Annotated in this window: 23 protein-coding genes and 1 riboswitch; of the genes, 13 read left to right on the top strand and 10 right to left on the bottom strand. The window is 60.4% G+C overall.

From position 1 onward, the window contains the following. Nucleotides 1–15 precede the first annotated feature (15 nt). Entirely contained in the window at nucleotides 16–1,857 is a 1,842-nt protein-coding gene (locus ACZ0BA_RS03090) for a DUF4153 domain-containing protein (protein WP_463449888.1), read from the bottom strand. A gap of 179 nt (nucleotides 1,858–2,036) precedes the next feature. Here ACZ0BA_RS03090 and dapC point away from each other — a divergent pair, with 179 nt between their 5' ends. The 3 genes from dapC to ACZ0BA_RS03075 all read left to right on the top strand — a co-directional run bounded on the left by dapC (nucleotide 2,037) and on the right by ACZ0BA_RS03075 (nucleotide 5,306). Continuing rightward, nucleotides 2,037–3,251 (top strand): succinyldiaminopimelate transaminase, encoded by a 1,215-nt coding sequence (gene dapC, locus ACZ0BA_RS03085; RefSeq protein ID WP_463454698.1) that lies wholly within the window; start codon nucleotides 2,037–2,039, stop codon nucleotides 3,249–3,251. Nucleotides 3,252–3,273: 22 nt separating this feature from the next. After that, on the top strand, nucleotides 3,274–4,101 hold the full coding sequence (gene dapD, locus ACZ0BA_RS03080) for a 2,3,4,5-tetrahydropyridine-2,6-dicarboxylate N-succinyltransferase (protein WP_463449887.1): 828 nt from the start codon (nucleotides 3,274–3,276) through the stop codon (nucleotides 4,099–4,101). Nucleotides 4,102–4,163: 62 nt separating this feature from the next. Beyond that, nucleotides 4,164–5,306 carry a PilT/PilU family type 4a pilus ATPase gene (locus ACZ0BA_RS03075; protein WP_463449886.1) on the top strand — a complete coding sequence of 381 codons (1,143 nt, stop codon included), beginning with the start codon at nucleotides 4,164–4,166 and terminating at the stop codon, nucleotides 5,304–5,306. Nucleotides 5,307–5,370: 64 nt separating this feature from the next. On the opposite strand, the gene ACZ0BA_RS03070 is transcribed toward ACZ0BA_RS03075, so the two are convergent. Genes ACZ0BA_RS03070 through ACZ0BA_RS03060 form a run of 3 tightly spaced genes read right to left on the bottom strand, consistent with a single transcriptional unit; the run spans nucleotide 5,371 to nucleotide 8,485 of the window. Continuing rightward, the gene (locus ACZ0BA_RS03070) at nucleotides 5,371–6,138 is read right to left on the bottom strand and encodes a hypothetical protein (RefSeq protein WP_463449885.1); all 768 of its coding nucleotides are present in this window, start codon (nucleotides 6,136–6,138) and stop codon (nucleotides 5,371–5,373) included. Beyond that, nucleotides 6,125–7,264, bottom strand: coding sequence for an AAA family ATPase (locus ACZ0BA_RS03065; RefSeq protein ID WP_463449884.1), 1,140 nt, complete (start codon nucleotides 7,262–7,264; stop codon nucleotides 6,125–6,127). Before ACZ0BA_RS03065 ends, ACZ0BA_RS03070 begins: the two co-directional genes overlap by 14 nt. A gap of 18 nt (nucleotides 7,265–7,282) precedes the next feature. Further along, nucleotides 7,283–8,485, bottom strand: coding sequence for a hypothetical protein (locus ACZ0BA_RS03060; RefSeq protein WP_463449883.1), 1,203 nt, complete (start codon nucleotides 8,483–8,485; stop codon nucleotides 7,283–7,285). 600 nt (nucleotides 8,486–9,085) lie between these two features. Here ACZ0BA_RS03060 and ACZ0BA_RS03055 point away from each other — a divergent pair. The 5 genes from ACZ0BA_RS03055 (at nucleotide 9,086) to ACZ0BA_RS03035 (ending at nucleotide 14,160) form a co-directional block, all read left to right on the top strand. Continuing rightward, nucleotides 9,086–9,313, top strand: a complete 228-nt coding sequence (locus ACZ0BA_RS03055; RefSeq protein ID WP_463449882.1) for a hypothetical protein — start codon at nucleotides 9,086–9,088, stop codon at nucleotides 9,311–9,313. Between the two features lie 384 nt (nucleotides 9,314–9,697). Next, nucleotides 9,698–10,051 carry an ArsC family reductase gene (locus ACZ0BA_RS03050; RefSeq protein WP_463449881.1) on the top strand — a complete coding sequence of 118 codons (354 nt, stop codon included), beginning with the start codon at nucleotides 9,698–9,700 and terminating at the stop codon, nucleotides 10,049–10,051. A gap of 8 nt (nucleotides 10,052–10,059) precedes the next feature. Further along, complete coding sequence (gene dapE, locus ACZ0BA_RS03045) at nucleotides 10,060–11,193, top strand: succinyl-diaminopimelate desuccinylase (protein WP_463454697.1); 1,134 nt, start codon at nucleotides 10,060–10,062, stop codon at nucleotides 11,191–11,193. Nucleotides 11,194–11,246: 53 nt separating this feature from the next. Beyond that, nucleotides 11,247–12,134 (top strand): 50S ribosomal protein L3 N(5)-glutamine methyltransferase, encoded by an 888-nt coding sequence (prmB, locus tag ACZ0BA_RS03040; RefSeq protein WP_463449880.1) that lies wholly within the window; start codon nucleotides 11,247–11,249, stop codon nucleotides 12,132–12,134. 25 nt (nucleotides 12,135–12,159) lie between these two features. Further along, the gene (locus ACZ0BA_RS03035; RefSeq protein ID WP_463449879.1) at nucleotides 12,160–14,160 is read left to right on the top strand and encodes an ATP-binding cassette domain-containing protein; all 2,001 of its coding nucleotides are present in this window, start codon (nucleotides 12,160–12,162) and stop codon (nucleotides 14,158–14,160) included. A 22-nt stretch (nucleotides 14,161–14,182) separates the two neighbouring features. Here the strand turns inward: ACZ0BA_RS03035 and ACZ0BA_RS03030 are convergent, their stop codons facing one another. Further along, the gene (locus tag ACZ0BA_RS03030) at nucleotides 14,183–14,704 is read right to left on the bottom strand and encodes a chemotaxis protein CheW (RefSeq protein WP_463454696.1); all 522 of its coding nucleotides are present in this window, start codon (nucleotides 14,702–14,704) and stop codon (nucleotides 14,183–14,185) included. A gap of 168 nt (nucleotides 14,705–14,872) precedes the next feature. Here ACZ0BA_RS03030 and arfB point away from each other — a divergent pair, with 168 nt between their 5' ends. Then, nucleotides 14,873–15,271 carry an alternative ribosome rescue aminoacyl-tRNA hydrolase ArfB gene (gene arfB / locus ACZ0BA_RS03025; protein WP_463449878.1) on the top strand — a complete coding sequence of 133 codons (399 nt, stop codon included), beginning with the start codon at nucleotides 14,873–14,875 and terminating at the stop codon, nucleotides 15,269–15,271. Here arfB and ACZ0BA_RS03020 read toward each other — a convergent pair. Beyond that, nucleotides 15,261–16,046, bottom strand: coding sequence for a sulfite exporter TauE/SafE family protein (locus tag ACZ0BA_RS03020; protein WP_463449877.1), 786 nt, complete (start codon nucleotides 16,044–16,046; stop codon nucleotides 15,261–15,263). The genes arfB and ACZ0BA_RS03020 overlap by 11 nt on opposite strands. An 82-nt stretch (nucleotides 16,047–16,128) precedes the next feature. On the opposite strand from ACZ0BA_RS03020, the gene ACZ0BA_RS03015 reads away from it, so the two are divergent. Beyond that, nucleotides 16,129–17,037: a LysR substrate-binding domain-containing protein gene (locus ACZ0BA_RS03015; protein ID WP_463449876.1), complete on the top strand. Its 909-nt coding sequence runs from the start codon at nucleotides 16,129–16,131 to the stop codon at nucleotides 17,035–17,037. On the opposite strand, the gene ACZ0BA_RS03010 is transcribed toward ACZ0BA_RS03015, so the two are convergent. The 3 genes from ACZ0BA_RS03010 to ACZ0BA_RS03000 all read right to left on the bottom strand — a co-directional run bounded on the left by ACZ0BA_RS03010 (nucleotide 17,034) and on the right by ACZ0BA_RS03000 (nucleotide 21,477). Continuing rightward, nucleotides 17,034–18,902, bottom strand: a complete 1,869-nt coding sequence (locus ACZ0BA_RS03010; protein WP_463449875.1) for a flagellar assembly protein A — start codon at nucleotides 18,900–18,902, stop codon at nucleotides 17,034–17,036. The genes ACZ0BA_RS03015 and ACZ0BA_RS03010 overlap by 4 nt on opposite strands. Nucleotides 18,903–19,068: 166 nt before the next feature. Beyond that, on the bottom strand, nucleotides 19,069–20,979 hold the full coding sequence (locus ACZ0BA_RS03005; protein WP_463449874.1) for a flagellar assembly protein A: 1,911 nt from the start codon (nucleotides 20,977–20,979) through the stop codon (nucleotides 19,069–19,071). Between the two features lie 165 nt (nucleotides 20,980–21,144). Next, nucleotides 21,145–21,477, bottom strand: a complete 333-nt coding sequence (locus ACZ0BA_RS03000) for a hypothetical protein (protein WP_463449873.1) — start codon at nucleotides 21,475–21,477, stop codon at nucleotides 21,145–21,147. Between the two features lie 234 nt (nucleotides 21,478–21,711). On the opposite strand from ACZ0BA_RS03000, the gene ompR reads away from it, so the two are divergent. The 3 genes from ompR to ACZ0BA_RS02985 are packed head-to-tail and all read left to right on the top strand — an operon-like array spanning nucleotide 21,712 to nucleotide 24,620. Next, nucleotides 21,712–22,479, top strand: a complete 768-nt coding sequence (gene ompR / locus ACZ0BA_RS02995; RefSeq protein ID WP_463449872.1) for an osmolarity response regulator transcription factor OmpR — start codon at nucleotides 21,712–21,714, stop codon at nucleotides 22,477–22,479. A gap of 24 nt (nucleotides 22,480–22,503) precedes the next feature. Then, nucleotides 22,504–23,871, top strand: a complete 1,368-nt coding sequence (locus ACZ0BA_RS02990) for a sensor histidine kinase (protein WP_463449871.1) — start codon at nucleotides 22,504–22,506, stop codon at nucleotides 23,869–23,871. After that, nucleotides 23,871–24,620: a hypothetical protein gene (locus ACZ0BA_RS02985; protein WP_463449870.1), complete on the top strand. Its 750-nt coding sequence runs from the start codon at nucleotides 23,871–23,873 to the stop codon at nucleotides 24,618–24,620. The genes ACZ0BA_RS02990 and ACZ0BA_RS02985 overlap by 1 nt, the downstream gene beginning before the upstream one ends. Here the strand turns inward: ACZ0BA_RS02985 and ACZ0BA_RS02980 are convergent. Next, on the bottom strand, nucleotides 24,604–25,092 hold the full coding sequence (locus ACZ0BA_RS02980; RefSeq protein ID WP_463449869.1) for an Imm26 family immunity protein: 489 nt from the start codon (nucleotides 25,090–25,092) through the stop codon (nucleotides 24,604–24,606). The two genes, ACZ0BA_RS02985 and ACZ0BA_RS02980, sit on opposite strands and share 17 nt — an antisense overlap. Before the next feature lie 210 nt (nucleotides 25,093–25,302). Next, nucleotides 25,303–25,401: riboswitch (TPP riboswitch) on the top strand. The last annotated feature ends 24 nt before the right edge of the window (nucleotides 25,402–25,425 follow it).

Genomic DNA, 25,425 nt, shown 5'->3' with positions numbered 1-25,425 from the left:
CGTTAGGCGGCCGCGCTACTTGATCGCCATGCAGCCGGCTTCCGGCGACACGGGGAGCATGACCAGCCCTACCCGCTGACCGGCGACCTCCAGTTCCCGCACCTTGGGTTCAACCACGCTAAAGGTGCCGGCTTTGAGCTTTTCAAGCAGGGGTTTGCAGTGCGAATATTGGTAGTTGAGGGTGCCGATCAAACCCCAGCTGCCATCGGGACGCTGGGCCATCAGCGCGTTGTCGCCGCTGGCGACATCGATCAGAAGCACTTCGTCGACGCCATCGCCGGTCATATCGATCATGAAGCCGTCGCAGCGGCCTTTTTTACTGTTCAGGCAATCGGGCTTGGCTTCGTCGACGACCGTCTCCCACTTCTGCGATACGAAACTGGCCGGAAGCTTGGCGCCCGCAGGCCACGCGGTGACGTTTTCCTCGACCGAGATCGGCACCGCCGCGAGCTTGTTCCCGCTCCAGCGCTGACTATCCTTCAGCGCCAGCACCAGGGCCGCCTCCCGACGCACCAATGCCGCGTCGGTGCCGGATGACCATAGCTTGAGCCGCTCCAGGGCGTCCTTGCCATAGCGCCCACCCTCGAAGCGCAGGTAGCGGAAATCGAACTGCCCCACAGCGGTCTTGCCGCTTTCGAGGCGTGCCATCTGGCTGTTGACGGAGATTCGCGCGGGGTCGGCAATCGGCGTAAAGAGCGCCAGCATCACCACGATCACCAGGAACGCGGCGGTAACATTGACCGGCGCGAGAGGACGCAGCCATGTGTCGTATTGATACGCGGCCCAGGCATAGCCGATCGCATAGCAGCTTGCCACCAGCAGGCAGGCCGCCGCGATGATGCGATCCGTCGTCCAGCCGTACTGCGCCACCCGCAACCCGAGCGCGTAGATGCCGATCACGGTCAGCGGGAATATCAGGATGCACGCGGCGCGGGTGCTCAGTCGCACGATCGTCTGGACGCCGGCAACCGCTTCGCCGTTCTGGAACGCCGCATTGATCAACACCACCAGCACCACCACCGCCGACAACAGCACCGACGTCGCGTGGCGCGTCTCCCATAACGCCTGCAAACCGGTGAATGGAAGGCTGCACAGGAATCCGGTGACGATGATCGCCGCCACCGGCAAGATCCACGACATCAGCACCAGCAGCAGTGTGCGGATGCCCCGCACGATGGCAGGCCGCACATCGGTGATGTGCATGGCGCAGGAAAAAGCGGTGAATATCACCGGCACATTGAACCACGCCTCCCGCAGCAGCAGCTCCAGGAAGTTCAACTTGATCAGCGTAAACAGCGCGCTTCCCATGAATAGCACCATGAACAGCGCGCCGACGAAGAACGCTGAAAACAACAGCTGCACGCCGAGCTTCCAAGCGGTTTCAAAGTAGGTGCCGTAACTGGCCACCCGGCGTCGATCGTGAACGCCGGACAGCACCAGCGACTGGGCGATGAAGAAGAACGGAACGCTGCACAGCGCGAGTATCTGCGACGGCGAGTACACTTCGCGGTCCGCCCAGTTGTCTAACATCGGATACCCGTGGTGGCCGCGCCAGGCATCGTGCAGCGCCATCGCCAGGATGACCAGCGACGCCGTCGCCAACCAGCCCGCCGCCTTACGCGGCGGCAGATGGCCGATACTCGACACCAGCAGCACCGGAAGGAACAGCGCCAGCATCATCAGCGGCACAATCAGATACGGCGCCGTGGCGGGCCAGACGCCATCCTTGCCGGCGCGGTATAGCCAATACAGCAATGCGCCTTGCAGCAGCCCCGTGATCAGCCTCACGGCCATCACCCGCCGGCTGGCGCTCGATCCCAGCGCCATTTCATCCCGCTCCACCGCCGATAGCTCCATGATTTGTCCTTTTCTTACTATGTAGGCGCCGAGTATCGCATGATTATCAATCACGCCATGTTACCGGTTTAGCATTGATGGCAAAGCGTCCAGCCTTTGAAAGACCGGTGCACGCCATAGGCGCTATAATGCCTGACCTACGCCGTTCCTTTTTCAACGATCCGCATCCGGTCCGCCACGTGAATCCACATCTCGAAAAGCTGCAACCCTATCCGTTCGAAAAGCTCCGCCAGTTGTTTGCGCAGGTGAAGGCCAGCCCAGACCACAAGGCGATCAGCCTTGGCATGGGCGAACCCAAACATCCTACGCCCGCGTTCATTCAGCAGGCGCTAATCGACAATATCGACGGCCTGGCCAACTACCCCACCACCATCGGCTCGGACGCGCTGCGTGGCGCCATCGCCGGCTGGCTGGAACGCCGCTATGGCCTGCCTGCGCTGAATCCGGCCACCCAGGTGCTGCCGGTGAACGGCTCGCGCGAGGCACTGTTCGCGCTGGCGCAGACGGTAATCGATCCCGCCGCCAAGTCGCTGGTGGTGTGCCCCAACCCGTTTTACCAGATCTACGAAGGCGCCGCCTACCTGGCCGGCGCCGAGCCTTACTTCGTCAATTCCGACCCGGCGCGCAATTTCGGCTGCGACTACGACAGCATTCCGGCCTCGGTCTGGGAACGCGTGTCGCTGCTGTTCCTGTGCTCACCCGGCAATCCGACCGGTGCGGTGCTGACCCTGACCGACTGGGAGAATCTGTTCGCCCTGTCCGAGCGCTATAACTTCATCATCGCCGCCGACGAGTGCTACTCGGAGATCTTCCACGGCGAGCAGGCGCCGCTGGGCGCGCTGGAAGCGGCCCACACGCTGGGCCTGTCGACGGTCGAGAAGCCGTATGCGCGCCTGGTGGTGTTCAGCAGCCTGTCGAAGCGCTCCAACGTGCCGGGCATGCGCTCGGGCTTTGTCGCCGGCGACGCCGACGTGCTGAAAAAATTCCTGTTGTACCGCACCTATCACGGCGGAGCCATGAGCCCTTCCGTGCAAGCTGCCTCGATCGCGGCCTGGAACGACGAGACCCACGTCGAACAGAACCGCGAAAAATACCGCGCGAAATTCAACACCATCACGCCGCTGCTGCAAGAGGTGCTCACGGTGGAACTGCCGGACGCCGGCTTTTACCTGTGGGCGGACGTCAGCAGCACCGGCCTGTCGGACACCGAATTCGCGCAGCGCCTGTACGCCGAATATAATGTCACGGTACTGCCGGGCAGCTATCTGGCGCGCGACGCGCACGGCGCCAACCCGGGCCGCAACCGCATCCGCATGGCGCTCGTCGCCGAGACGGAGGAAGGCCTGGAAGCCGCCCGGCGCATCGTCCAATTCTGCAAGTCCATCAACAAATAATCACCACATAATTGAGCAAATCATGACCCAACAACTCCAGCAAATCATCGACCAGGCATGGGAAGACCGCGCCAACATCAACCCGGCCAACGGCGCCGCCGAACTGCGCGACGCGGTTTCGCACGTGATCGCGGGCCTGGACGCCGGCACCATCCGCGTGGCCGAAAAAACCACCGGCGACTGGGTGGTCAACCAGTGGGTCAAGAAAGCCGTCCTGCTGTCGTTCCGCCTGGAGAACAACGTGGTCATGCCGTCCGACGGCACCATGCAGTTCTACGACAAGGTCCCGACCAAGTTCGCCGACTACACGCCTGAAGATTTCGCCAAGGGCGGTTTCCGCGTTGTGCCGCCGGCAGTTGCGCGCCGTGGCTCTTTCATCGCCAAGAACGTGGTGCTGATGCCTTCCTACGTCAACATCGGCGCCTACGTCGATGAAGGCGCGATGGTCGACACCTGGGCCACCGTCGGTTCGTGCGCGCAGATCGGCAAGAACGTCCACCTGTCGGGTGGCGTCGGCATCGGCGGCGTGCTGGAACCGATGCAAGCCAATCCGACCATCATCGAAGACAACTGCTTCATCGGCGCCCGTTCGGAAATCGTCGAAGGCGTGATCGTCGAAGAGAACTCGGTGATCTCGATGGGCGTGTACATCGGCCAATCGACCAAGATCTACGACCGCGCCACCGGCGAAGTGACCTATGGCCGCGTGCCGGCCGGTTCGGTGGTCGTCTCGGGCAACCTGCCATCGGAAGACGGTAAATACTCGCTGTACTGCGCCGTCATCGTCAAGCGCGTGGACGCCAAAACCCGCGCCAAGACCGGCATCAATGAACTGCTGCGCGGTATCTAAGCGCGCGTCCGGCGGGTGCCTCATAACGGCGCCCGCCGGCCTTTGATTTTGAGGAGCGCATCATGGCCATGGACCGCCTGTTCCAGCTGATGAAGGAAAAAAACGCGTCGGACATGTTCTTCGCGGTGAATTCGCCGGTACACATCAAAATCAACGGCAACCTCATCCCCATCAACCAGCAGAAGCTAGAACCCGGCAATATCGAGTCCATGCTGGCCGAAATCGCCTCCCCGGCGCAGATGGACGAACTGGCCGCCACCAATGAGCTCAACATGGGCGTGTCGGTGGCGAACCTGGGGCGCTTCCGCCTGTCCGCCTTCAAACAGCGCGGCACCATCTCCGCCGTATTCCGCTTCGTCCCCGCCACCATCCCCGTACTAGCCGATCTGCGCCTCCCGCCGGTGCTATCGGACCTGATCATGGAAAAGCGCGGCCTGCTGCTGCTGGTGGGCTCGACCGGCTCCGGCAAGTCCACCACCATCGCCTCGATGCTGGACTACCGCAACGAGCTGCGCTCGGGCCATATCCTGACGCTCGAAGACCCGATCGAGTACCTGTTCAAGAACAAAAAATCGATCGTCAACCAGCGCGAGATCGGCAGCGACGCCAAGGACTTCACGACGGCGTTGCGCAATTCGATGCGCCAGGCGCCGGACTGCATCCTGATCGGCGAGATCCGCGACAAGGAGACCATGGCGGCGGCGCTGGCCTACGCACAGTCGGGCCACCTGGTGCTGGCCACACTGCACGCCAACAATAGCTATAACGCGCTAAACCGTATTATCAGTTTCTATCCGATCGAGAACCGCGCGGCGCTGCTGCAGGACCTGTCGTCGACGGTCAAGGCGATCATCTCGCAGCGGCTGGTCCGCTCGATCAACGGCGGCGCGCGCACGGCGGCGGTGGAAGTGATGGTCAACACTCGCTACATCTCGGACCTGATTGAAAACGGCGACATCGGCCAGATCAAGGAAGCGATGGAGAAAAGCCTGTCGCCAGGCTCGCAGTCGTTCGAACTGGCCTTGCTCAAGCTGGTGCAGGAGGGTTTGATCAGCCAGGAAGAGGCCCTGGCCAACGCCGATTCGGCCACCAACCTGCTGTGGCTACTGAATAATGGCCCGGACAGCAAAGCCGCCAAAGCCGAACCGGAGGCCAAGACGCCTCCGGACGAGGCGTCCTTCACCGAGTTCACGCTCAATCCGTAAACGAACAGTTTTACGCCGACTTCTTCATGTCAAGATATGACGTCAAATTAGCATTCTCAACGTATTAATCCTTCATCAAATCTGCAGAACATAGAAAATCGCCTACCCCATCAAATATGCGGCGCAATAATGGACCAGGTCTTGCTGCCGCAATTCCCATAAATACTGATGGATTCACTTTCAATTCGCGAGAATGATGAAGTAACTGGCGGGAGGCAATCTGCACCAACGACTTCCCCCGCACATATCTCATTCCATCCGACTTTACCAATTCGTAAATCTCTTGTGGATATATTTCACCAATTTCCAATGCTGTCCGCAATTGAAACTCCTCTTCACTATCTAAAACTCGCCCTGGATAGAATTTCAAGTCAGCGTCAGGGTGCCCGTCCAACGCCCTGCGAACCATTAATGAATACCAATAAGCATATTTATTAATTTCGCTTGAGAATCTTGCACGCTCCACATCTGACATTACGCCGTTAACATTGCAATCTCGCAATACGTCATTTTCAATAGAATACCCTTCGGTCAATATCAATTGACGTGAAACATACTCTTCAGGTATCGAAGATACCACCCACAAATCTTGATCAGCAATAAAGGCTAGATTCTTCCTAGTTGAAATTGTTATCAGCTGATCAAAAATTTTAAGCACGTTTTTTCTGCCCCCGACGGGTAAAACAGAAAGACCGGAATCAAAGAACTCTTCTTCCATTTTTCGATAGACAACAACATCATCGTTTCCCTCAATGATTACTGTGGGAAGCCTCGACTTCGATAGCAATGAAATCACTTCTTCGACAGTGGGAATCGCTTTATTTTTCTTCATCTGATTCCTCTTCCATATCTCCACGATTAGGGTCAATACTAACTTCCTTATCTGGATATTTGGTGTAGATGAATGGAGAGTGAGTAGCAATAATAAATTGATTAGACGACTGCTGACGCTGCAATATTGGAAACAGTTGACGTTGCCAATCAACATGGAGACTTAATTCTGGCTCATCTATGAAAATTATGCTATTTTTATGGAACGCGTTATAGCAAATGAAACTCAACATCTGTTTTTCACCTGCAGACAAAGCGTCTGAATTGATTGCGCTAGCGGCTTCACCAAAGCTCAGACGGTTATTGATTGTAATTCCGGCATGTGTAAAAAGCTTGGCAACTAAAGATCGTATTTCCTCGATAGGGGTCATAATTCTTTCGCGTGCCAACTCCATTGCCTCAATTCTCTCGCGAATTCCATCAAGCACTTTATTGGCTTCTGAAACACTGCTATCATCGACAACGTCAGACTTATAATGTTTAATGGTCTCAATTATTTCCTGCGATGTCATTTGTTGTAGAACATTTGATTCGTCAGACATCTCCGCGTGCTGCCTCAATACCAACCCAACAATGTCAACAGTAGACATTGCGGAAACAAATTTATGCGGCCCTACAGATAGTTTAGTTGAAAGCGCAAACAGCGCATCTTCCACGTCTGTTTTTACTCTCACCCCTGCGATAAGCCCGGGACTATTTCTTCTGGTATTTAAACTAAAGCCACCTTCAATGCGCCTGAACGTAGGAAAGAAAACTGAACTACCATTTTCCTGCAATGTTCCTTTAACTTGATCTTCCGCATTGGTAAAAGTACCGTCCTCGTCATTATATTCGTCCTCGAACTCCCAATTTTGACCTGCCATAGAGAATTCAACTTTACATGTATTGTTACTGATTCTATATATTGAAATCTCATACACATCGGTCTTAAGCGAGATTCTTTTGAAATTGATTTCGGCAATCGCGAGCGAAATATTCCCACTGACGATATACCATAAAAGTTTCAATATTGTTGTTTTCCCCGCGCCATTTCTGCCAGTTAAAATATTTAAATCAGTATGGAAATTGGCAGATATAGGTAAAGGACGACCAAAGAGCCCGAACACTTCGAATTTTTCGATTTTCAATTTATTTTCCAGATAAAATTATAGAGACATCTGATTTGATGGAATAACAATTCCTACTTTATTCGCAAGCATCCGATCAATAGAATCTATAATATTGGTCACGGTAGAACGTGTACTATCAACCTCAATCAAAAACGCGTCAAGCTCATGTATGACAATACGCTTAGCCGCATTAATCTCTTTGGTTAATCTGGGCAACCCGCTCACGGCCTCTCTAAAGCCTGAAGTCCCTTCATCAGCATCGCCTAAGCCGTCAATAAGACCACACAGCATAGTTTTAAGTAAATTCAAACTTTCATCTTTTTCTTTCGATTCGCCTTGGATAGCCAGCGCGTTACTGAGCGCAGTAAAAGCACTTTCTCGAGAAACTGATAAAATTGGAACCTGCGCTTTCATTGTAAGCGCATAACTAACCATGTCCTCTGCCACCCTTTTAATTAATCGACGAGTTTCTTTTTGATCGCTTTTACTAACAGTCAGAGTCTCAGCCGCTTTGGTAGAAAACTGATTTCCTATACGTACAGTTGCTTCGTTAATGATATTTATAGCAGCCAACATTTCAATTTGCCGGGATTCATAGATTTCAAAATAATCCATATATCCGTAGTCATCACCTTCAATTTCAATTTTATCATTTAATTGAGAAGTCAGCGGACCAGTAGCCACAAGATTGGTGACACTCTTATTTTTTGAAACGAAATCTTGCGCGACGGCAGAAAGATGCGATCTGATAGAAGACTCAAAACCAGCCTCATCCTCAAACTCCGAATATAGGCCACCCATCTTAGAAACGGATTTTTTAAATTCCATGACCTGCTGCATTTGTTGGATGTCTATTTTTGAAGGTGAGATAGGCGCATCTTTAAAGTAAAGCATGATTTCAGGGACTGCCCCAGTTCTTTTTTTTCTTTCTAAGGCACGTTCAAACTCCTCGATTGTTCCTGAAATGGCGCGTGGAGTATTCGTTCCCAGCCTACCCCAGAAAATTCCTATGAATACATCATACTCGCACCCAATCTGCTCATTGATAGCGGCTTGCGGATCACTGGAAAACGCAGGCCGCACATTGGTTTCCCACTTTATCAGTTCATACGTTACGCCCAGTGTAGTGCTCCAAGTTTGGTTGAGCTGCGAAATTACACCTTCCATGAGATCCCGTTCCGCACTAACGTCAGAAGGAGACGCGACGAAAACTTGCAAAACAATAGTTTGGCGGGCCATTTTGTCCTTTAGATAAGCACTATGTGAGAAATTCGGCTGAACAAGGCATAGATGCCTATTCTAACCTTGAAAAAAGGAATTAAGAATTTTATATGTCCGCTTGTCATATGTGTGCAATCCACGGCTAGGTCATGTAACTCCGTCAACGCAACCTGATTCCAAAGCGAGATGTCTCCCGACGCTTACTTCATCTCCCGTAATTTCTCAGCATTTCAACCACACCGTGGGTTGGACCATCAATAAAATTTAGCTCAGTACACAGAGGTTAGGAGGTTGCTTCAGATGGGGCCTCGTGGACGCTTGCACGAACAGGGTAGAAAGTTCCGACGAGAAGGTGGCGGTATCGACCCGCTAGGTTTTGCATGTTTCTCGCAGTCAGGTAGGTAGATGTTCTGGCGACAAAAATCAAAATGCGCATTAACATTTATAGAGCGGTATAGCTTGATTGAAGATTTGATCTAAGCTGAAGAAAGCGAGCGTCTCGCGGCTGGTGCGCGCGATCAACGGCGGCACGCGCACGGGGGCGGTGGAGGTGATGGTCAATACCGCTACATCTCGGACCTGATTGAAAACGGCGACATCGGCCAGATCAAGGAAGCGATGGAGAAAAGCCTGTCGCCAGGCTCGCAGTCGTTCGAACTGGCCTTGCTCAAGCTGGTGCAGGAGGGTCTGATCAGCCAGGAAGAAGCCCTGGCCAACGCCGATTCGGCCACCAACCTGCTGTGGCTACTGAATAATGGCCCGGACAGCAGGGCCGCCAAGACCGATCCCGAAACCAAGTCGCCTCCCGACGAGGCGAGCTTCACCGAATTCACGCTCAATACCTGAGCGGGGCCACTCAAATCAGCGCGGTGGCCTCGGCTCCGATGGCCGATGGTCTTCCTCGGTCGACGGCACCAAACCCCAACCAAGCTGCCGGCGGATATCCCCGGTCGACGGCGGCGAACACTGTTGCGACAATCGCTCGCTCATATACTGACGGATCTGTTCTTTCGTCGGCTTGTTCGGCAATTCCATCCCACGGCTCCTGGTAGTTGTACGACAACCGAACCATAGTAGGCAGCGGACCAGCAGACTACCAATGCCAATTCGATAAGTAGCAATATCAAATTGTTATATCAGCATGGCGCGGGCGGGCCGTGCGGCGCCGGGCTGTATCCTCCTCCCGCGCCCCATGGTATCCTGTCGCCCTTCCGCCCGATCCGCACGCCCATGAAAATCACCCTTTACGGCATCCCCAACTGCGACACTGTCAAAAAAGCCCGCGTATGGCTGGCCGGCCAGCAGCAGGAATTCACCTTCCACGACTTCAAAAAGCAGGGACTGACCCGCGACATCGTCGCCGGCTGGCTCAAACACCTGTCGCGCGATGTGCTGGTGAATAAAAAAGGCACGACCTGGCGCGCCCTGTCCGATGAGCGCAAAGCCTCCATCGTCGACGACGACTCGGCCATCGCGCTGATGCTGGAGAACCCCTCCGTGATCAAGCGCCCGGTGCTCGACAAGGACGGCACTTTCGCGGTCAGCTTCTCGGACGCGCAGTACAAACAAATTTTCAATCTCTAACCTTCATGATGACATCTTCCAAGACCCTGGCGCTGACCGAAAAACTGATCGCCCTCTCCTCTGTCACCCCGGACGACAAGGGCTGCCAGCAGCACTTGATCGACCTGCTGTCGCCGCTGGGCTTTGTCTGCGAAGTGATCGAATCGAACGGCGTCACCAACCTGTGGGCGCGCAAGGGCACGACCGCGCCGCTGCTGGTATTTGCCGGCCACACCGACGTGGTGCCGACCGGGCCGGTCGAGCAATGGCGCTCGCAGCCCTTCACCCCGACCCACCGCGACGGCAAGCTGTATGGACGCGGCGCCGCCGACATGAAGACCTCGATCGCCGCCTTCGTGGTCGCCTGCGAGGAGTTCGTCGCCGCCCACGCCGACCACAAAGGCTCGATCGCCTTCCTGATCACCAGCGACGAGGAAGGCCCGGCCACCGACGGCACCGTGATCGTTTGCAATATGCTCAAGGAACGCGGCGAGACACTGGACTACTGCATCGTCGGCGAACCGACCTCCAATGAGACGCTGGGCGACGTGATCAAAAACGGCCGCCGCGGTTCGCTGTCCGGCAAATTGACGATCAAGGGCGTGCAGGGCCACATCGCCTACCCGCAGCTGGCCAAGAACCCGATCCACCTGGCCGCGCCGGCGCTGGCCGAGCTGGTGGCCGAGGTGTGGGACGCCGGTAACGAATACTATCTGCCGACGTCCTGGCAAATGTCCAACATCAACGGCGGCACGGGCGCGAACAACGTCATCCCGGGCGAGATGGTCATCGACTTCAACTTCCGCTTCTCGACCGCCAGCACGCACGAGGAACTCAAGCGCCGCGTGCACGCGATCCTCGACAAGCACGATTTGCACTACGACCTGAAATGGGCGCTGAGCGGCCTGCCGTTCCTGACGCCGCGCGGCACCCTGAGCGACGCGCTGTCGGCGGCGATCAAGTCCGAAACCGGCGTCGACACCGAACTGTCGACCACCGGCGGCACCTCGGATGGACGCTTTATCGCTCAGATCTGCCCTCAAGTGATAGAATTCGGGCCTCCCAACGCAAGTATCCACAAGATCGACGAGCATATCGAGCTGCGTTTTGTCGATCCGCTGAAGAATATCTATCGCCGTACTTTGGAAAACCTGCTGGCCTGACCGTGCAGAATGCGCGGCGTGCGCGAACCGATTACCGTTTTACCGAGATAACCATGAACACGACTCCTTTCACCACGCCGCGCGACCTGTTGCGCTACGCCGTCACCCGCTTCAACACCGCCCAGCTGTTCTTCGGCCATGGCAGCGTCGAGGCCTTCGACGAAGCGGCCTACCTGATCCTGCACACGCTCAAGCTCCCGCTGGACAAGCTGGAACCGTTTCTGGACGCGCGCCTGCTGCCGGAAGAAGTCGCGTCGGTGCTGGCGGTGATCGACCGCCGCACCGTGGACCGCGTGCCGGCCGCCTACATTACCAACGAGGCGTGGCTCGGTACTTACAGCTTCTACGTCGACGAGCGCACCATCGTGCCGCGCTCCTTTATCGCGGAACTGATCCCCGACTACTTCGCGCCGTGGGTCAACCAGCCGGATAACATCGCCAACATCCTGGAGCTGTGCACGGGCTCCGGCTGCCTGGCCATCATGCTGGCCGACGCCTTCCCGGACGCCCAGGTCGACGCGGTCGATATCTCGGCCGACGCGCTGGAAGTGGCAAAGAAAAACGTCGCCACCTACAAGCTGGAAGACCGTTTGACGCTGATCCAGTCTGACCTGTACGCCAATGTGCCGGACAAGAAGTACGACCTGATTATCACCAATCCGCCGTACGTCAATTCGGGCTCGATGTCCAAGCTGCCGAAGGAATACCTGGCCGAACCGCAAATCGCCCTCGACGGCGGCAGCGACGGCATGGACCTGGTGCGCAAGATCGTGGCCGGCGCCGCCGAGCGCCTGACCGACGACGGCATCCTGATCGTCGAAATCGGCAACGAACGCGAATTCGCCGAAGCCGCCTTCGGTGCGCTGGGCCTGACCTGGCTCACCACCAGCGCCGGCGACGACATGGTCTTCCTGCTGACCGCCGACCAGCTGAAGCTGTAACACCCTCTTTAAAGTACAAGAACAAATGATCCGCTTTATACAAGTAAGTCTGATGCGCGGCACCAAGCCGCTGTTGGAACAAGTCGATGTCACACTGAACCCGGGCGACAAGATCGGCCTGATCGGCGCCAATGGCGCTGGCAAATCGAGCCTGTTCGCGATGATGCGCGGCGAGCTGCACCCGGACCAGGGCGAGATCGACTTCCCGGCCAAATGGCGCGTCGCTTACGTGGCGCAGGAAACCCCGCCGCTGGACCGCGCGGCGCTCGATTACGCCATCGACGGCGACGTCACCCTGCGCAAGCTGGAAGCGGAACTGGCTCGCCTCGAGTCGGAACCCGAATCGTCGGAAAACGGTATCGCCATCGGCGAAATCTACAGCGCGCTGGCCGACGCCGACGCCTACACCGTGCAATCGCGCGGCGAACAGCTGCTGCTCGGCCTGGGCTTTACGCTCGACCAGATGCAGCAGCCGGTGGCCAGTTTCTCCGGCGGCTGGCGCATGCGCCTGAATCTGGCGCAAGCGCTGATGTGCCCTTCCGACCTGCTGCTGCTCGATGAACCGACCAATCACCTGGATCTGGACGCGATCATCTGGCTGGAAGACTGGCTCAAACGCTATGCCGGCACCCTGCTGATCATCTCCCACGATCGCGACTTCCTCGACGAAGTAGTCAACGTGGTGGTGCACATCGACGAGCGCAAGCTGAAACGCTACTCGGGCAACTACTCGTCGTTCGAGCGTCAGCGCGCCGCGCAGATGATCCTGGCCGCCGGCGCGCTGGAAAAGCAGCAGCGCAAGCGCGCCCACCTGGAGTCGTTCGTCAACCGCTTCAAGGCGCAGGCCTCCAAGGCCCGCCAGGCGCAGAGCCGCATGAAGGCGCTGGCCAAGATGGAAGAACTGGCGCCGCTGCGCGCCGCCGCCGAATTCTCGTTCGAGTTCCGCGAGCCGCTGAGCGCCCCGAATCCGCTGCTGGTGATGGAAGACGTCAACGCCGGCTACAAGATCGAAGACGAAGCGACCGGCGACATCACCCACAAGACCATCGTCAACAACATCAAGTTCTCGCTGCAGATCGGCCAGCGTATCGGCCTGCTGGGCGTGAACGGCGCCGGTAAATCGACCTTGATCAAAACGATCGCCGGCGAACTGGCGCCGCTGACCGGCGACGCCACCATCGGCAAGGGCCTGAACATCGGCTACTTCGCCCAGCACCAGGTGGAGATGCTGCGCCACGACGAATCGCCGCTGTGGCACCTGGCGAAGATCGCCCCGACCGTGCGCGAACAGGAACTGCGCAACTTCCTGGGCGGCTTTAACTTCCCGGGCACCATGGTCACCAGCTCGATCGCGCCGTTCTCCGGCGGCGAAAAGGCCCGCCTGGCGCTGGCGCTGATCGTGTGGCAGCGCCCCAACCTGCTGCTGCTCGATGAACCGACCAACCACCTGGATCTGGAAACGCGCGAGGCGCTGACCGAGGCGCTGGCGCAGTTCGAAGGCACCCTGGTCGTCGTCTCCCACGATCGCCACCTGCTGCGCGCCACCACCGACGAATTCATCATCGTCGCCGACGGCAAGCTGCAGCCGTTCGACGGCGATTTGGACGACTACAAGGATTGGCTGTTCAAGACCAAGCTGGGGAAAGGCACCGATGTGCTGCCGGCCGCCGGAAAAGCCAACAAGACCGACTTCCCGGTGGTGTCGCCGGTCGCCGCGCCAACGGCGGCAGCCGCTCCCGTGGCCAGCAAGGACCAGAAGCGCCAGCAGGCCGAGGACCGTCAGCGCCTGGCCGCGCTGCGCAAGCCGCTGGAGCAGAAGATCAAACGCCTGGACGATCAAATCGCCAAGCGCAGCGCGCAGAAAGCCGAGGTGGATGCCAAGTTGGGCGAGTCCTCGATTTACGAGGCGGCCAACAAGGCCAAGCTGAAACAGCTGCTGGCCGATCAAAGCTTCTTCACCAAGGACTTGGGCCAGCTGGAAGCGGAATGGCTGGAATTGCAGGAGCAGCTCGAAGCGCTGGCCTGATCGAGCGGTCCCGCGCAGGTGCTCAGGCGGCCTGGCGGGCGCCGACCGGCACTTTGCGGATCGACATCAGCCGGTCGATGTCAACCACGATCAGGCGGCGCCCATCGACCTCTCCGAGGCCCAGCAGGTAATCGACCGGCGGCGCGGTTCCGGTTCCGGCGCCGACGCCAGTGCCAGTGCCGGGTATCGGCAGCAGCTCGTCGAGCGTCAGCGAGACGATGTCGGTCACGCCATCGACCACCATCCCCATCACGCAGCTCGACAGCTTGAGAATGATCACGTCCGTCAGCGGATCGTGCGCCGGCGGACGCGGACCGAAGGCGATGCGCATGTCGACGATCGGCATGATCACGCCGCGCGACACCGCCACCCCGCTGATAATCTCGCCGTCCGAGGCGAAGCGTTCCAGCTCCTTGAGCGGACGCAGTTCCTGCACCTTGCTGAAGTCCAGCGCGTAATCGAGGCCGCCGAGCCGGAACACCAGATACTGCTGCGCTGTGCTGTCGGTGGGGCGCGCGGCGGCGTTGGCGGCGCTTGCATTCATGGCTTGCATCTTCGAGAGTATCATGATCATCCTTTCGTCTATTGACGTGCGGTAACAGGCATGAATCATCCTAACCGCCCGCTTCCCGCGCGGGATTGATTGACATCAACGATAGTCCGGCGGCCGGCACCCGTTTGCTACAATGCGACAAAGAGTGCGACCTACCCTATGACGAATTTAATCGATATGAACGACGTGGAGCTCAGTGCGATCCGCGCGCAGGGACCGGGGGGACAGAATGTCAACAAGGTCTCCAGCGCGGTGCATCTGCGTTTTAATATCGTCGCCTCCTCGCTTCCCGAGCATATCAAGGAGCGACTGCTGGCTATGCGCGACAGCCGCATCACCAAGGACGGCGTGGTGGTATTGAAGGCGCAGCAGTCGCGCAGCCAGGAAGCCAACAAGGAGGACGCCCTGCGGCGGCTTCAGGAACTGGTCGACAGCATCGCGGTGCTGCCCACGGTGCGGCGTGCCACCAAGCCGACGCGCGGCTCGCAGCGCCGCAGGCTCGATGGAAAAACCAAAGACGGCGAGCGCAAACAACTGCGCGGCAAAATCAGCCTGTAGCAACGCGCAGGCACTGATGCGCGCCCAGCGCCAGCAGGCTCATAAAAAAACAACGCCGAAACGCCGCAGCCGGCATGCGGTCGCGCAGCCACTGCCCGAGCATCATGCCCGCGCCGGCCGGCAGCAGCGCCAACACCGAACCGCCGGCGGCCGACACTTGCCAGCTTCCCCGACAGGTCAACACCACGGCCAGCGCCAGCGTCGAAACGGTGAACGCCAATCCCAACGCCTGCACCAGATCGTCCTTTTCCAGGTTGAGCGCCTGCAGATAGGGAGCGACCGGCATGACGAAGACTCCCGTTATGCCAGCCAGCACACCGGTGGCAGCGCCGGCCAGCGGACCGGCCCACGGCTCCGCGCGCGGCGCCACGCGTCCGCGCCAGCCGCTCAACCCCAGTGCGCCGTACGCCGCCAGCGCCAGCCCGAGCACCAGCGAGGCGCAGGCGCCGCTGGACAAGCCCGCCGCGCCGGAAGCGGCGAAATCGTCCGGCGCCGGTGGCGACGACAGCAGCCATCCGCCCGCCGCCGTGCCCACGCAAACGGCAACCAGCAAGGTTCGCAGGCGCAGCCAGAGCGGGTACAGCGCCGGCCCCGTCGCCAGCTGCCATACATTCGTCACAGCCGAAGGCACGATCAGCAGTGCCGCCGCCTCCAGTGGCGACAGCGTCAATGTCAGCAATGCCATCGCCACCGTCGGCAGGCCCATGCCCGTCACGCCTTTCACCAGGCCGCCCAGCACGAAAACCACTGCGATAAAAAGTGTCGATGTATCCATGGCAGCTATTCTGCACTCCGGGAGCTTGCCTGGGAATGTGGAATATACTTAGCCTGACTTCACATTATCCGTAGGCTGGACCATGCGCTTCGACTTGATCGACCTGAAATTATTCGTCCACATCGCTGAAAGCGGCAGCATCACGGCCGGCGCCAAGCTAGCGCACCTGTCGCTGCCCTCGGCCAGCGCACGCATCCACGGCATGGAGGAGGGCTTGAACCTGGCGCTGCTGGAGCGTGGTCGCCGCGGCGCCGAGCCCACCGAGGCGGGACGCGCCCTGCTTCACCATGCCCGCGCCATCGCCCGCCAACTCGACGACATGCGCGCGGACCTGGCCCAGTTCGGGTCGGGCTTGAAAAGGCAGGTGCGCCTGCTCTGCAACACCTCGGCCATGACCGAGTTCCTGCCGGAGGCGCTGGCCGGCTTCCTGGCCAGCCATCCACAATTAAGCATCGATCTGGAGGAGCGGCTTAGCCGCGACATCGTGCGGGCCGTCACCGACGGCGCGGCCGATATCGGTATCGTCACCGATGCCGTGGACAGCGCGGCGCTGCAAACCTTGCCGTTCCGCGACGATCCCCTGGTGCTGGTGATGGCGCGAAAACATCCGCTGGCGCAGCGGATTGGAAAACCGCGTGGCAAACGGCGCGGCGTGCTGTTCGCCGATGCGCTGGATGAGGATTTTATCGGCCTGGCGGGCGACAGCGCCTTGCAGCAGTATGCGGCCGAGCAGGCGTCGCGGCTGGGGCGCAAGATGCACTGCAAGATACGGTTGCGCAGCTTCGAGGCGGTGTGCCGGATGGTTGCCAGCGGCGCTGGCGTGGCGATATTGCCGGAGACGGCGGCGCGCCGCAGCGCGGACCTGGAGGCGCTGCGAGTAGTAGCGTTGAACGACGATTGGGCCGACCGTAAACTCCTGATCTGCGTGCGGGATCATGCCGCGCTGCCGGTTCACGTGAGGGAGTTGGTCGCGGTCTTGCGGCGGGGTTAGGAGTCTCCGGATAACGCCCAGTTGATCGGGCCGACATGGCCGGAGAATATCTTCTTCATGCCGGCGTCGGCGCCGCGCACTTTGGCTTTCAGTTCCTTCGGCGGGCGGTCGTAGGGTGGCGGGCCGTCCGGGACGAAACTCATCGTCCGCGCCAGCACCTCGCCGGTCAGCATGTGGACGGTGCAGCGCGAGCCGTTCATTAACGCGTGCTTCTCGCGCTCCACCTGGTTGACCTCCTCCCGCGCCTGTTCCTGCTGCACTTGCGCCGCCTTGAGCGACAGCGATATCTTGGCGACCGCGCGCAGCGAGGGCCCCACCGCTGTCGCCATCTTGTGGAACAAGGGTTCCTGCTCCGTCGTCAATATCACTTCGCGCTTGCGCACCCGTGTCGCCAGGGTCAGGTAATTGCGCACCTCCTGCTGGCCGGTGATGGCGTCCATTTCGACCTTGCACTGCTCGGCGTCGCGCAGCGCCTGCGCGACCTTGGGCAGCAGCTCCGCGATCCTCTTGTCGAACTTCGCCATGTCCGGCACCAGCGTGTAGATCAGCATCTCGCTTTGCTTGCGCGGGCCGGCGTGGATGATCTCTATCTTGCGGGCGGCGATCGCGCAGCCCTCGGCCACCTTGATGATCACTTCGTCGGCCATGATCTCGCAGTTGCTTGCCTCGCCAATCACCACCCGCGTGCCGGAGATGATGCAGCTCTCGGCACGCGCCAGCGTCACCTCGCCATGTTTGGTCTGCAGCACCGCGCCGGACGCCACGCCCTTGACCCGGATCGCTCCCTCCGCGTTGCTGACGGTGCCGCCCATCAGATTGCGGCCCAGGACAATGTCGCCGCCGCGCGAACTGATATTGCCGAAGACATTGCCGTGGATAGTGATATTGCCGCCGTCGACCGAGCGCTGCTCCTGCACGTCGCCGAACTCCTCGTACTCGCCGGTCAGCTGCAGATTGCCGGTGGTGCGCGCGCTCACGCCTTCACGGCTGATGATCTTGGGGCCGATCGAGATGCGCTTGGTGCCCGGCTCCACGCTCAGGAAACCCTCGACCGCCGACACCAGGTACTCGCCGTCGCGCAGGTTCTCGATGACGGTGCCGGCGCCGGCCACGGAGGTCAGTTCGATGTCGCGCGGCTCCGGCGGCTCCAGCACGACGCCGGACAGTTCGAAGCCGCGCGCACCCGGTGTGCGCGGCACCTTGCGCAGCAGCTTGACGTTGGGTTTGACCTGCGGGAAGCGGTTCTGGAAAGTCTGCAGATCGAGCTTGCCGTCCGGCGTCTCGCGCGGCGCGTTGCTGCGATGGATATCGCGCGACACTTCCACGATGGTAGCGTCACGTCCCGGCACGGCGTTGAGCCGGCGCGCGACGATGATGCGCGCCAGGCGCCCGCTGATGATGACGTCGCGCACGGCCGGCGCATCGATACCGAAGCGTATGCCCTTGCCCCACATGTCGGCGACGAATTCGTCGAACTTCAGACGCGCCGGTTGCGGCGGCATGTCGGCAACCTCGAAGAACACCGGCTCGAAATAGTATTCCGCCTCGCCGCCGATGGTCTTGACGGTCTTGTACAGGGCCCGGCGCACGGCGTGAAACGGCTCGATGCTGTCGGCGAAGCGCAGGAGCGGTTTGCCCGCCATGGCGGCCGGCAGCTCGGGGCCGCAGTTGTACAGCATTCTGATGAAGACGGCGTAGTCGAGGCCTGCAAAGTAGGCGCCGCCGAGAAAAACCTGGCTGACCGCCGCGACACACGATGCCGCAGTGGCGTCGGCATCGAAATACACGCCGTCATCGCGCTTGACGATCGCCGCGGGCAAATCACCTTCCGCAGTTTGTTCCAGCGTCGTTGCGTCGTCTGACACGTTAGTCCCCACAAAGATGTACGTCGGAGCCGGCGCCCCTTCACTTTTTAATGTTATTTGTAGATTAGCATGAACGCACGGCATTGTGCGTGCACATTAGGGTATGCACAACGCGGTATCCGATGCGGTTGGCAGAGGCACTGTGCGCATGCGCGCGATGCGGCCACTAATCGGCCGGTGCGCGCGCACGCGGGTCGAGGTGCCAGTCGAGCGAGCCGGCGCTGTCGCAGAACAGCATCTCGCCGCCGCTCGGCGTGCCGCGCAGGCGCTGCTTGATCTCCTTGGGCGGCAGCAGCGTCAAGGACGCGCCGTCGGCCGCGAAAGGCATGGTGCGCACCGTGGTCTCGCCGCTGACCATATGCAGGCCGCAGCGCGCCACGCCGGCCGCAGCCACCTTCTGGTCGATCACGCGGGCCCGCCGGTCGCGCAACAGCGTTTGCTGCGTCTGGGCGGCCTGGACCTCCTTCTTCAACTGCTCGATGGCCTGGATCTCGGTCGCCACGGCGCCGGCGATCTTGCGCAGGAACTGGCCCTGCTCGGCCGTCAAGGTCAGCTCCTGCGTGCGCAGCTTGACCGCCAGCGCCAGGTAGCGGCGCACGTCGGGCAGCGCGGCGATGCGCGCGGCTTCCTGCTCGGCGTCCAGGATGGTCTGCGCGAAGTCGGCCAGGCGCGCATCGAGTTCGGCGATCTCCTCGTCGAAGCGCTTGACGTCGCGCACCAGCACATGGATGACCATCTCGGTGCGGCGACGCGGCCCGGCGCTTTCGATTTCGACATTGCGGCCGGCCACCGCGCAGCCCTCGGCCACCGAGATCGATACCTCGTCGGCGACGATCTCGCAATTGGACGCTTCGTCGATCTTGACGCTGCTGCCCGAGATGACGCAGTTCTCCGCGCGCGCGATCGTGATCGCGCCGCCGCTGGTGTGGATCACCGAATTCGATGCCACGCCGTCGATGCTGATCGAACCCAGTGCGTTCTGCACACTGCCGCTGACCAGGTTCTTGTCCAGCACCACGACGCCGCCGCGCGAATGGATATTGCCGTAGACGTTGCCGTGCACCGTGATGTCGCCACCGGTGACGTCGCGCTGCTCCTGCACGTCGCCGTATTCCTCATAAGCGCCGGCCAGTTCCAGGTTGCCGGTGGTGCGTCCGCTCACGCCTTCCAGGCTGACGATTTTGTCGGTGATGGAAATGCGGTTCGACTTCGAATCCACGCTCAGGAAACCCTCGCGCGTGGACACCAGGTATTCGCCGTCCTCCAGGGTCTGCGCCTCGGTGCCGTCGCCGGCATAAAAGCGCAAGGTCAGATCCTGCGGCGGCTCCGGCGCCGTCATGCGTCCGGACAGGTCGAAGCCCGGCTCGCCCGGCACCGACGGCACCTTTTTCAGCAGCCTGGCGTTGGCTTTGATTTGCGGGAAGCGGTTCTGAAAACTCTGCAGGTCGATGCGGCCGTCGGCGCGCGCCTTGGGGGCGTCGCTGCGGTGCAGATCGGACGACACTTCCATCACGGTCGCGTTCTGGCCGGGCTCCGGTTCCAGATCGGTGGCGAAGGTGATGCGGTCGGGCTTTGACGCCGCCATCGCCGACGCCACCGCCGCCACATCGATACCGAACTGTATGCCCTTGCCCCACATGTCGGCGACAAATTCATCCACGTCCAGGCGGGTCTGTCGTTCCGGGATCACGGTGCCGTCGGGCAGCACTTCCTCGTCCAGGAACAGCGGCTCAAAGTAGTATTCGGCGTAGCCGTGGCCCATCTTGGGATTTTTGTAGAGGGGCACGCGCAATGGGTCCATCAGGCGCACGTCGTCGCACAAGCGCACCGCCTGGGCCGCGCCCAGATCGGGGCCGACACCGTACAGCGCCTTGATCATCACCGGATAATTGAGACCGGCCAAATAGAAGCCGGAGCGGAACACCTGATTAACCGCGGCGATCAGCGCCGGTCGCGGCAGGCCAACGTCGATATAAATGCCGTCGGTTCTGCGGACCAAGCCGATAGGCAGGCCGGCGTCGGGAGCCGATGGCTCGTCAACGGGAAAGGGCGCTGCGGAAGCAACGTCTTGAACCACGATTTTCCTCCAGGCGTCACGCGGCCGAAGGGCATTGCGTGTAATTAATTAATATTACACCCAGACAAAGGAAAAGATAGCAATATTCGACGCTAACGCGATGGAAATGTGATGTTATTGTTACAGATCAATAATGATTTGATATTTAACCCGCCGAATTGCCGCTTAACGGCGCGGCGGATTGGCGTAAATATCCTGGCCCACTTCGTTGATCTGGCGACGCAGATCGCGGCGCTCATCCGGCGTCAGGCGGCCAACGCGGCGGTTCATCTCGGCGTTGCGGCTGGCTTCCTGCATCGCGCGGCGCTGTTCTTCGGCACGGGCCTCATAGCTGTTGCGCGGATCGACCTGGCGCTGCTGGTCGGCCTGGCGCGGATCGGCCTGGCGCTGATTCTGGACCTGCTGAGGCCGATTTTCCTCGCGGCGTGGTCCGTCGCCGGGATCGGCATAGGCCAACCCCGCCCCCATCAGACCGCAGCACAGCAATAAAGAACCCATGGAGGATCGAACGCAAAAAGATGCGCTTGCTGCCGCGTGTATTTTTTTGTGATCGATGAACATGATGTTCCTAAAAGGCTTAATCCGTGCTTGAAGTGTATGATGCTTTAACCGAGCGGGTAAGACCAATTGGGTAAAGTTTGTAACACTTTGTAATGGGTCGTCACAGACGTTTTCGCCAAACGGATATGACGTTACCATAGCGACATCAATAAGACAATTCTGACAGAGCAAATGACTAGCACAACGACTGAATCCGGCAACACCTCGGCCAACCAGCACGGCCACCAGGCCAAGATCATGGTGGTGGACGACGACGTTCGTCTGCGCGATTTGCTGCGGCGCTACTTGACCGAACAAGGTTTCAACGTCTTTACCGCCGAAAGCGCGACAGCCATGAACAAGCTGTGGCTGCGCGAGCGCTACGACCTGCTGGTGCTGGACCTGATGCTGCCCGGCGAAGACGGCCTGTCGATCTGCCGCCGCCTGCGCGGCGCCGGCGACCAGACGCCGATCATCATGCTGACCGCCAAGGGCGAGGACGTCGACCGCATCGTCGGCCTCGAAATGGGCGCCGACGATTACCTGCCCAAGCCCTTCAACCCGCGCGAACTGGTGGCGCGCATCGGCGCCGTGCTGCGCCGCCGCGGTCCGGACGAGATTCCCGGCGCGCCGTCGGAAACGCCGCAATCGTTCGAGTTCGGCCAGTTCGTTCTGGACCTGGGCACGCGCACGCTGAAGAAAAACGGCGAGACCGTGCCGCTGACCACCGGCGAGTTTTCGGTACTAAAAGTATTCGCCCGCCACGCGCGCCAGCCGCTGTCGCGCGAGAAGCTGATGGAACTGGCGCGCGGCCGCGAATACGAGGTGTTCGACCGCAGTCTGGACGTGCAGATCTCGCGCCTGCGTAAGCTGATCGAGCCCGATCCATCGAGCCCGCTGTACATCCAGACCGTCTGGGGCCTGGGCTATGTGTTCATCCCGGAGGGGCAGCCGCGCTAAGTCGCGACAACCGCGAAGATGCGCATGAAGTCTCTTTCGAAGTTCCGTTTCGCTTTTCGGCTGGCCAGCATGAAAAGCGGCCTTTTCTGGCGCACCTTCTTCCTGCTCGGCGCCTTGACGACGACCAGCATGACCGCGTGGGTCGGCATGATCAGCGTGGTGCAGCACGAGCCGCAGGTGCAGCAGATCTCCGCGCAGGTGATCTCGGTGGTCACCATCACCCACGCCGCCCTCACCCACTCCGCGCCTGAACTGCGGCGCGAGCTGCTGTTCGACCTGGTGTCCAACGAAGGTATCCGGGTGTTCCCGCTGGAGGAGGACGACAAGGTCGAGCCGCCGCCCAAGAACGCGCTGATGCCGGACATCCAAAAGCTGGTCAAGGCCAAACTGGGTGCGGACACGCGCTTTTCGGCCAAGGTGAATGGCGTCTCGGGCTTCTGGGTCAGCTTCCACATCGACGACGACCAATACTGGCTGATGCTCGAACGTGAACGCATACGCGGCCTGACCGGCATCCAGTGGCTGGGCTGGGCCAGCGTGGTGTCGGTGGTGTCGCTGCTGGGCGCGGCCTTCATTTCCAGCCTGATCAACCTGCCGCTGCGCCGCCTGACCAAGGCTACCCGCGCTTTCGCGCAGGGCAAGCGGCCGGACCCGCTGCCGGAAAGCGGCCCGGCCGAAATTATGGAGGCCAACCGCAGCTTCAACCAGATGGTCGACCAGCTGCAGCAGGTTGAATCCGACCGCGCCGTCATCCTGGCCGGTATTTCGCACGACCTGCGCACGCCGCTGGCGCGCATGCAGCTCGAGGTGGAGATGGCCAATCTGTCGAACGAGGCGCGGGAAGGCATCCAGTCCGACATCGGCCAGATGGACGCCATCATCGGCCAATTCCTCGATTACGCCAAACCGACCGAGGCGTCGAGCTTCACCAACGTCGATATCAGCGAACTGCTGGCCGACACCGCGCACGAAGCCGAGCGTTTGCAGGACGTGCGCGTGACCACCGACATCGCCGCCGACGCCCATGTGATGGGCAACAGCACGGACCTGAAACGGGTGTTCGACAACCTGGTCGAAAACGCCCGCCGCTACGGCAAAACACCGGACACCGATGTCACCGCGATCGATATCCGGTGCGCCGTCAAGGGCTCGGGCGCGTCCCGCCGCGTCGTCATCGAGGTGTCGGACCATGGCTGCGGTGTGCCGGACGACCAGATCGAACAACTGCTCAAACCCTTCACACGGCTCGACGCCGCGCGCGGCCAGGCCAATGGCGCCGGCTTGGGACTGGCCATCGTCGACCGCGTGCTGCTGCGCCACGGCGCCGAGCTCACGCTGAGCAACCGCGAAGGCGGCGGCCTGGAAATCCAGATCGCCATGAAGGCCGTCTGATGCCGGGCAGCCCGATAGGTCTACGATTTTTTGCCGGCGCGATGGTGCCGGCGCTGCTGCTAGCGCTGACCACCGGCGCCGGCGCGGCGCCAAAGCAGCGTGTCGAGCAACGCATCGAACAGCGCATCGAGCAGCGCGAGCCAAGCGCCGAGGAACGCGACTCGTTCGATGAATTTTTCCGCGCTCGCAATGCGGCGCAACCGCAGCGGCCCTGGGGTGCGGCGCCGTTGTTCGCGCCCGCGTTCGAGGTCGAGCGCCAGCGCGGCAAGCCATGGAACGTGATCGCCCGTGTCGATTCCGCGCCACGCCGGTCGGCGCCGGATCTGTGCCGGCAAATCCGCTCCAGCTTTATCTACGACGCGGCCAAGCCCAAGGGCGAGCGCTGGACCGACGCGGCCGAGGCGCCGCAATGGTACGTATGGCTGGCGCAACCCAACATCCCATGCCAGGCGGCCAGATATACGGTATTGATGGATCAGGCCGTGCCGCCGGCCGATGCGGTGGCATTGCTGAGGCAGCACCGCGAGCTGCTGATACGCGCCCGGCTACTGTTCGCAGGCAACTCCCAGTGCGCACGGCAACGCGCCCTCACCTTCCGGCTGGCCGCGCTGAAGCCGGCGGCCGCGACGGCGGGGGCGCCGCTGATGTTCGGCCTGGTGTTTGAAAGCGACCGCGACACGGTCGCCACGGTCGCCGTACGCAAGCACCGTGGCGAATACGTCGCCTGGAACGTCAGCTGCTCCGGTTGATCGGATGCTCGCGCGATTCGAGCAACTTGGTGAGCAGCAATTCGGTCGAACCGTAACCGTACAGCGAGTCGGCCTCCAGACCCGGCGTATCGTAGGGCACTGATTCTTCCCGTTCGGAACGACTCGGATCGTTGTCGGAATACGTCACGCGCCAGGCGCGCTTGAGGGCGTCGGCGCGGCGCAGGAATTGTGGCATTGGCCACTGCGCCGGATTCCAGTCCGGGGCTTCGCCAAGCACGCGCCAGTGACCACTGGCCAGCGCCATGTCACCCACGCGCAGCACCTTGACGGCGTCCTGCGGCTGCAGGGTAAGAAGCTCTTCGATCGCCGGCAACCTGTCGAGTTTGGGCCCAAACAGATAGGCCAGCATGATTTTGCTGCCGGGCGATAGCCGCGCGACCAGGCCCCAACCGTAGCCACCGTCGAGCAACGGCACCGCAAACCAGCTTCCTTCATGATACGACTGCCTCATTCCACTCCTTTCGCTAGCACGAACCAGCAAAGTGGCGCCGAAATGCACTGACGAACAGGACATACCGCCGCCTCCACATATGCTGTGACTGCTTCATTGGCGCCGTGCGGCGCAAATCAGCAGTCTATCGGCGCGGCGCAAAACGCGTCGCACGCCACCGCACGCGAGCGCACACTTACGCGCAGGCGTATCGACAGCTGTGATACACTTCCGGCTCGCTAGGGGTCCTGGACATATTGTTCCGGGTGAGAGATACCCTTCGTACCTGATCTGGATAATGCCAGCGAAGGAAAGCGCAAAGTAGTTCTCCCCTCCTTTGATGGCTCTCCTCGC

It is taken from the genome of Duganella sp. AC917, from assembly GCF_979258245.1.
Note: the sequence above shows the minus strand (reverse complement) of the source record. Positions and strands in the feature narration are given on the sequence as shown.

Bases quoted from the DNA above. Each gene is read 5' to 3' on its own strand.
- ACZ0BA_RS03000 (WP_463449873.1), bottom strand. From the start codon at position 21,477: ATGGGTTCTTTATTGCTGTGCTGCGGTCTGATGGGGGCGGGGTTGGCC.
- ACZ0BA_RS03030 (WP_463454696.1), bottom strand. From the start codon at position 14,704: ATGAATGCAAGCGCCGCCAACGCCGCCGCGCGCCCCACCGACAGCACA.
- ACZ0BA_RS03090 (WP_463449888.1), bottom strand. From the start codon at position 1,857: ATGGAGCTATCGGCGGTGGAGCGGGATGAAATGGCGCTGGGATCGAGC.
- ACZ0BA_RS03015 (WP_463449876.1), top strand. From the start codon at position 16,129: ATGCGCTTCGACTTGATCGACCTGAAATTATTCGTCCACATCGCTGAA.
- ACZ0BA_RS03055 (WP_463449882.1), top strand. From the start codon at position 9,086: ATGGAGAAAAGCCTGTCGCCAGGCTCGCAGTCGTTCGAACTGGCCTTG.
- ACZ0BA_RS02985 (WP_463449870.1), top strand. From the start codon at position 23,871: ATGCCGGGCAGCCCGATAGGTCTACGATTTTTTGCCGGCGCGATGGTG.
- dapE (WP_463454697.1), top strand. From the start codon at position 10,060: ATGACATCTTCCAAGACCCTGGCGCTGACCGAAAAACTGATCGCCCTC.
- ACZ0BA_RS03075 (WP_463449886.1), top strand. From the start codon at position 4,164: ATGGCCATGGACCGCCTGTTCCAGCTGATGAAGGAAAAAAACGCGTCG.
- ACZ0BA_RS03035 (WP_463449879.1), top strand. From the start codon at position 12,160: ATGATCCGCTTTATACAAGTAAGTCTGATGCGCGGCACCAAGCCGCTG.
- dapD (WP_463449887.1), top strand. From the start codon at position 3,274: ATGACCCAACAACTCCAGCAAATCATCGACCAGGCATGGGAAGACCGC.
- ACZ0BA_RS02980 (WP_463449869.1), bottom strand. From the start codon at position 25,092: ATGAGGCAGTCGTATCATGAAGGAAGCTGGTTTGCGGTGCCGTTGCTC.
- prmB (WP_463449880.1), top strand. From the start codon at position 11,247: ATGAACACGACTCCTTTCACCACGCCGCGCGACCTGTTGCGCTACGCC.
- ACZ0BA_RS03050 (WP_463449881.1), top strand. From the start codon at position 9,698: ATGAAAATCACCCTTTACGGCATCCCCAACTGCGACACTGTCAAAAAA.
- arfB (WP_463449878.1), top strand. From the start codon at position 14,873: ATGACGAATTTAATCGATATGAACGACGTGGAGCTCAGTGCGATCCGC.
- ACZ0BA_RS03060 (WP_463449883.1), bottom strand. From the start codon at position 8,485: ATGGCCCGCCAAACTATTGTTTTGCAAGTTTTCGTCGCGTCTCCTTCT.
- ompR (WP_463449872.1), top strand. From the start codon at position 21,712: ATGACTAGCACAACGACTGAATCCGGCAACACCTCGGCCAACCAGCAC.
- ACZ0BA_RS02990 (WP_463449871.1), top strand. From the start codon at position 22,504: ATGAAGTCTCTTTCGAAGTTCCGTTTCGCTTTTCGGCTGGCCAGCATG.
- ACZ0BA_RS03020 (WP_463449877.1), bottom strand. From the start codon at position 16,046: ATGGATACATCGACACTTTTTATCGCAGTGGTTTTCGTGCTGGGCGGC.
- ACZ0BA_RS03070 (WP_463449885.1), bottom strand. From the start codon at position 6,138: ATGAAGAAAAATAAAGCGATTCCCACTGTCGAAGAAGTGATTTCATTG.